Annotated in this window: 4 protein-coding genes; 1 reads left to right on the forward strand and 3 read right to left on the reverse strand. The window is 41.0% G+C overall.

Going from position 1 to position 6,072, the window contains the following annotated elements:
• Positions 1–201: 201 nt before the first annotated feature.
• On the forward strand, positions 202–897 hold the full coding sequence (locus PX482_RS07460; protein ID WP_288027666.1) for an HAD family hydrolase: 696 nt from the start codon (positions 202–204) through the stop codon (positions 895–897).
• Here the strand turns inward: PX482_RS07460 and PX482_RS07465 are convergent.
• The 3 genes from PX482_RS07465 to PX482_RS07475 all read right to left on the reverse strand — a co-directional run.
• Complete coding sequence (locus tag PX482_RS07465) at positions 894–1,514, reverse strand: CPP1-like family protein (protein WP_288027665.1); 621 nt, start codon at positions 1,512–1,514, stop codon at positions 894–896. The two genes, PX482_RS07460 and PX482_RS07465, sit on opposite strands and share 4 nt — an antisense overlap.
• An 86-nt stretch (positions 1,515–1,600) precedes the next feature.
• Positions 1,601–2,662 (reverse strand): CIA30 family protein, encoded by a 1,062-nt coding sequence (locus PX482_RS07470; protein WP_052276224.1) that lies wholly within the window; start codon positions 2,660–2,662, stop codon positions 1,601–1,603.
• Positions 2,663–3,111: 449 nt separating this feature from the next.
• Positions 3,112–6,072: type IIG restriction enzyme/methyltransferase (locus PX482_RS07475; protein ID WP_288122262.1), on the reverse strand; the 2,961-nt coding region annotated here is incomplete at its 5' end.

Raw genomic sequence — 6,072 nt, forward strand, 5'->3', positions numbered from 1 at the left:
ACACCCCACACCCCACACCCGACACCCCACACCCCACACCCGACACCCCACACCCCACACCCCACACCCGACACCCCACACCCCACACCCGACACCCCACTTCCCTGGTCCCTAATCTTTTTCCCGACAAAACTCTTGTCATTGTCAAGACTCTAGGGTAACTTGTATATAAAAATTAATAAAGCGAGAAGTATTAGAACGATGTTGAGACTAATTAGCGACTTTGACGGCCCGATAATGGACGTATCGGAGCGATATTACCAAGTTTATCAAGACTGTTTACAGAAAACCGCCTATAAAGGTCAAATTATCGGGGAATTATCGAAAGCGGAATTCTGGCAGTTAAAACGGGAGCAGGTTTCTGAGAAGCGTATCGGGGAAATGTCAGGATTAGATGAAGATCAAGCGCGTAAATTTGCCCATCTTCGTCGTCAAACTGTCCATACTTTACCCTATCTTGTCCACGATCGCCCGGTGGTTGGTTCTTTGGAAACTCTCCAGAAAATCCAAGAGTTAAAGATCGATTTAGTCGTGATGACGATGCGGCGGGTATCCGAGCTAGATCATGCCTTTAATCGCCACGATATCGGTCGTTTTTTCGCCGCTAATCGTCGTTATTGTCTAAATAACAATTACACCAAAACCAACGACGTGCGCGACAAAACCCTGCTTATGGCTAAGGCCGCTAAAGAACTGCCGGCGGCTGCCGATACTTGGATGGTGGGGGATACGGAAGCGGATATTGCCGCCGCTAAAAGCCAAAATATTAAGGTTATTGGCGTATTATCGGGGATTCGCAGCCGTTCCCGTTTAGAAAGCTACGAGCCTGATTATATCGTCAATAACCTTGGGGAAGCAGTGGACGTGATCTTAGGATCCCTACGAGCGTTCGGTTAACGGAAAAAACTACTAATCACCCAAAAGATTAGAAAAGTGATGAGCGCATAAATTTGGCGATCACCGAAAATGTTCAAATCAGCCTTGGCCGCTAAACTGGCTAATCCCGCTCCCAGAGCGACTCCTAGCAATAAACCAGCGAGAGTGAATAGTAAGGCGCGGCCAAAACGTTTTTCCTTGCGGTTGAAAAAATAGATATTAACGAAAACGCCAAAAGCTAAGAGCAGCGGTAAAAGGGAGCCACTGGGATCGGGAACTAACAGCGTTATTGCTCCTAAACAAGCGTAAATCACTGCTGGTACACCGATATCCCGTGCAGAAGGTGTATCGATTGAGCTTCGCCACCAGTTAGGAGATTTGCTGCTAGTAACTGGTTTACTTTCCACCGGAATCGTCAGACGTTCAGGAAAACGAATGCGATCGGGAACTTTAATTCTACCCTCCTGTCGCATCCGCAGTCGATCCATGAGGACGGAATCGTAGGCCGACTCGATCAATTCGACAATTTTGCTATCATTTTGATACTGTTGCACCAGTCTTTGTTTGGCCTCTTGAATTTCTTCAAAAGAGGATTCTTCAGTAACCCCAAGTTGTTCGTAGGGATTCTGTTCACTCATGAACATACCTCCTTAATTATGCTCCCGATAGTCATGATCTTAACCCGATGTTCTGTAGTTTAACTTGAGATGCAAGCTTATTTAAATTAATTAAGTTTAGCGAAAATCTGAGCAGAATCGATCGCTTCGTAGGGATAACCACTGGCATCTAAAAGGCTTTTTTCGGCGATTTCTCCTTCCTTAACGATAATTAAGCGGTTTTTACCCCCGTAGGCCTTAATTGTGACAATTTCTAAAGCAAATAATCCTGGGGAGAAACGGGGATTTAAGGCCCCATCGTACTCGAATTTACTCTGCATTAACTGCAAAGCATAGACGCTACTGCTATCAAAGGGTGCTGCCTCCCGCAGGGTTTTGGCCCGCAGCACTGGGATTAAATCGCCAAAAGGAATAGAAATCGTTTGCCAAGTGCGATCAAGTGTATCAAAAGAATAACAGTAACCGATACCATCCCAACGTCCTTCACAGCGCAGAATTAATTTATAGCGTTTTCCGTCCCCTTGTACCTGTAATTCTATTCCCTCGTAGTTAGATAAATTTAGGGGAGGATTCAGGTTTCTGGTACGAACTGAGGCAAAACCGCCGTTATTTTCAGTTCTAACGATACCGGAAAAGAGCGCTCGTCCTCCGGTTAGGGTTATCTGACTCTCACTCACTCCTCCCATTACCACATCATCCACCGCACCCCAGATTTCTTTTATATCACTGCTGGGATTGCTAAAGTCAAAGAGGGTTTTTTCGGCGGTTATCCCAGCATTTTTCAATAAATCGAGTAAATTAGCTAAACTATGGCGGTTATTCTCCCCTTGACAGTAGATAATTCTCTCAATCCCTGTGAATAATTGCGGGGTTTGCAGAGCAAATAAATCGACATTTTCAGCCAATAATTGACGTGCAGACTCGATATTATCGACTAAAGCGCGGATTTGATAGTTTTGCTGCTGTAGTTGGGTGATTACTTTTCTACCGATCGCATTTTCCCCACCAATGACTAAAATGGTCTTCATCCCTTGCTCATTTGTTAGCTGATTTTTTTTATCTTCCCCGAAACCGAGCAGCTTTTGCAGACAACTCCACAGGGGAATACTATCAAAATAGTCTAGAGTTTGCCAAAATCTCTGAAAATCCCAGCTTTTTGACTCAGCCATAACTTTTCTCTCCTCAAAGGGTACTGATAAAGTTAGTCTAACCAAACCAGCTTTAATCCTTGCGGCAAAGCTTTCCTTTTCGTCCCTATTTCTTTCGCTCGTTAATTTCTCTGAAAACCCCTATATATATTTAGGCACGGATTCCCATTATATAAAAAGTATAAGTCAAGTCTTGGCTTTTGTCAAGCATTTTGGTTGAGATTCTTTTGGGTGTAAGCTGTACTGAATTTAAATTACTTGTTGAGATAAGGCACTCTTGCAATAGGTAAGAGGAAGGTATAGGGGAAGCGCGGAGATGGGTTTTAAAGTTCGATTGGGAGTTCATGAGAACGAATGTATCAAATTTAAGTCCCCCTTAAAAAGGGGGATTTAGGGGGATCAAATTTTTGTCAGTCCTTTGGGATGCTTTTGGGTGCGTTACGCTTCGCTAACACACCCTACATTTATATTTATTTTATTTCCCCCTCTATTATCCCGATTTCTTCCTCGCTTAATCCATACAATTCATACACTATTTGGTTAATCTCTTTTTCTAACTCGCTGGTGTCGGCAGAATTATCTTCTGATTTCTTGGCTAAAATTTGGTTAACAAGAGTTTCAATTGTTTCTTGTGTTTTACTGTCTGCAAGTTTTATCGGTAGCTTTTCTACCGATGAAATTCTTATTTGTGGAAAAATATCACCACCTTGGGAATTTGTTTTTTGATAATAGAACTTGAACAAGGCAGAATTAAAAAGTCCTAAAACATATTTTGTTTTAACTCTTTTGTCTGTTATATAGCAACTATGTATCGTTTGTTCGTAGTAAATTCCTTTGTCTGCATATGTGGCAATAAGTTCCTTACCAACTTTGCGATAAATAATTGTTTCTCTCTCAAATATTTTTTTATCTCTCATCCAAAGTCCAGACCTTTTACCTGCTTGTCTTTTAACTTCTTGCTTCATCATTTCTTCGGGTTTATAATTAACCCAAACATCAGTTGTGCCTAAATGAAATCTTGAAAGGTTTTTACCGAAATAAAGTTTGTGGCTGTCTTTGTCTAACTTTTTATCAATGTATAAAATGTCTTTGATTGTACCTGCAACAATTCCGTCTTTCACTTCTGCAATTTCTTTTAATTTCAGTGTATCTGCCTCAATTTTAGCAATGAGGTGATCAAATTTGGTATTTATTTCTAATCGAAAAATTATCTCCTTATCGTTCAAGATACTTGATACTTCAGTTTCTGAAAGCTGTTGCAATTCTTGCCTTGTGATTTTAAATGCTTTGTATTGTGCTTTTGTAGTGGGATAATTTTCTACAATTACACTATTTACTTGTGCATCTTCAAATACTTTTTCGTCAATTTTTACAACCGTAACTCCGTGATTATCGCAAACAATTTTACGAGCAGTAACAAATTGTTTGTTGTTTAAAAACTTTCCTGGAATAATGTAAGTGAAAACACCTGTTGGCTGTTTTATTTGCATTGCTTTCTCAATGAATAGAGAATACAAGTCAAATCTTCCAGTAGCCGTTTGATAAATGGTTTCGTAAAATCTTCTCTGGTCCCAAGTTATATCTTCAATACTTATATAAGGAGGATTGCCAATTACCACATCAAAACCGACAAAATCCCCCTTATCGTCTAGGACTTCGGGGAACTCGAAGCGCCATTCAAAAGCATTATGATAAATCTTACCGCTTTCAATCTCCTCTAGTTGCGGACGTAATTTATCAATCTCATTCCTTAACTGACTAATCTTCCTTTCCCGCGCTTTCTTTTCCTTGGGTGACTCCTCAAATAACAAAATTTGATTCTCTAGACTATATAAATCCGTTTCCAAACCCCGCAAGCGCTTTTTCAGAGGATTATCTAACCGTAAAGTCTGACGAAAACTACTCTTAATCTCACTTATCAATCTCTCCATCTCGCGCTTTTGCGATTTATCCTCCGCGTTGCGATAGACTCTCACCGCATCCTTATAACTCTCGATACTTAAACGATTTTTGCGGGAAAAGACTTGTAAATCATTGGATAACCCAAAGCGACTAATCAGAGAATTGCCAACCTTGATATTAATATCGATATTCGGTAACGTCTCTAACTCGTTATCTGCTTTGTAGTAAGCATTCTTGAGTAACTCAATCCATAAACGCAATCGACAGATTTTCACCGAGTTGGGATTGATATCAACTCCAAAGAGACACCCCTCAATCAGACGCTGTTTTTCCTGAAATAAAGTCTCCTGTACGCGCTGACTTTCTCGGTTGCGGGGATTATACTCAAACAGATTACCGTCATCATCGGTGACGATTAACTCATCGTTCACCACCTCAACCCGATAATCCCTGAGAGTTTTCCCCTCTTTATCCACTAAAATCTGTAACTCACTCTTAATTGCGATTATCTCGTTCAAAGCAGAAACAAGAAAATGTCCCGAACCCACCGCAGGATCACAAATTTTGAGACTATTGATAATAGCATTGGCTGCCGTTTTATCTTTGATGCGGTTATATACATCCTCGATAGTCTGACAATCCCATCCCTGACTCTGGTTAAATTTCTCTATCACTGCGCGTCGAATCGTTTCCCGACACATATACATAGTGATGAAACCGGGGGTGAAAAAGGAACCATCCTTATATCCGTTGATTTTCTCAAAGATTAATCCCAACACCGACGCATTGATAAGAGTCTTGTTATCCTCCTGTATCGCTTCCCCACCTTCGCTGCTAAAATCGTAGGCATTGAGAAACTCGAATAGGTATGCTAAAGCGTTGATTTCTCCTGTTCGCTTTTTCCCCTGACTATCCTTTAAGACTGTTCCCGCAAAAATCTCTAAATTCTCCGAACGCAGGTTACTGATAACTATGGTTGATTGTTCTAATTCCGTCGGTTCAAATAGGGAACTGTTGAGATAGGGAACCTGAGTATAGATATTCTGGATGTCTTTGCTTCTTTCTGACTGTTTTTTGGCTAAAACGCTGAAAAATAAGCGATTTAAGTCGTCATAGTTGGCAATTTTGCCTAAATTGAGAAACCCTAACGACTTATCCCCCCGATGATACCTAATTATCTGCGCTTCTAATAGTTTGAGGAAGAGGATTCTATTTATCCAGGTTATCCCCAACTCTAAACCGATATTCAATAGTCTCTCCTCTTCCGTCTCCCCAAATTCTTCGGGATTGGATAAACGAGAGATTTTATCTAAACTCTCTACTTGACTGATAGCGTTCTCTAGCAGCGAACCGGGTTGACGCGCTGCCGGTTGCAGACGTTGGATGAGTTTTTTTCCTCCCTCTTTTATCTCTGTCAATCCGATGATATGCAGCAGTTCACTATAAAAGTTTTTGTCGAGACTGTTGCTATCGTTCGCAAAGGGGAGTTTTAAGAGGTGTTCGGGAGAAAAGATTTTATAGAGACTGAT

Source organism: Microcystis sp. M53602_WE12, assembly GCF_030065455.1.
Lineage (GTDB): Bacteria > Cyanobacteriota > Cyanobacteriia > Cyanobacteriales > Microcystaceae > Microcystis > Microcystis aeruginosa.

Coding starts and splice junctions, on each gene's coding strand:
- PX482_RS07460 (WP_288027666.1), top strand. CDS start 202: ATGTTGAGACTAATTAGCGACTTTGACGGCCCGATAATGGACGTATCG.
- PX482_RS07465 (WP_288027665.1), bottom strand. CDS start 1,514: ATGAGTGAACAGAATCCCTACGAACAACTTGGGGTTACTGAAGAATCC.
- PX482_RS07470 (WP_052276224.1), bottom strand. CDS start 2,662: ATGGCTGAGTCAAAAAGCTGGGATTTTCAGAGATTTTGGCAAACTCTA.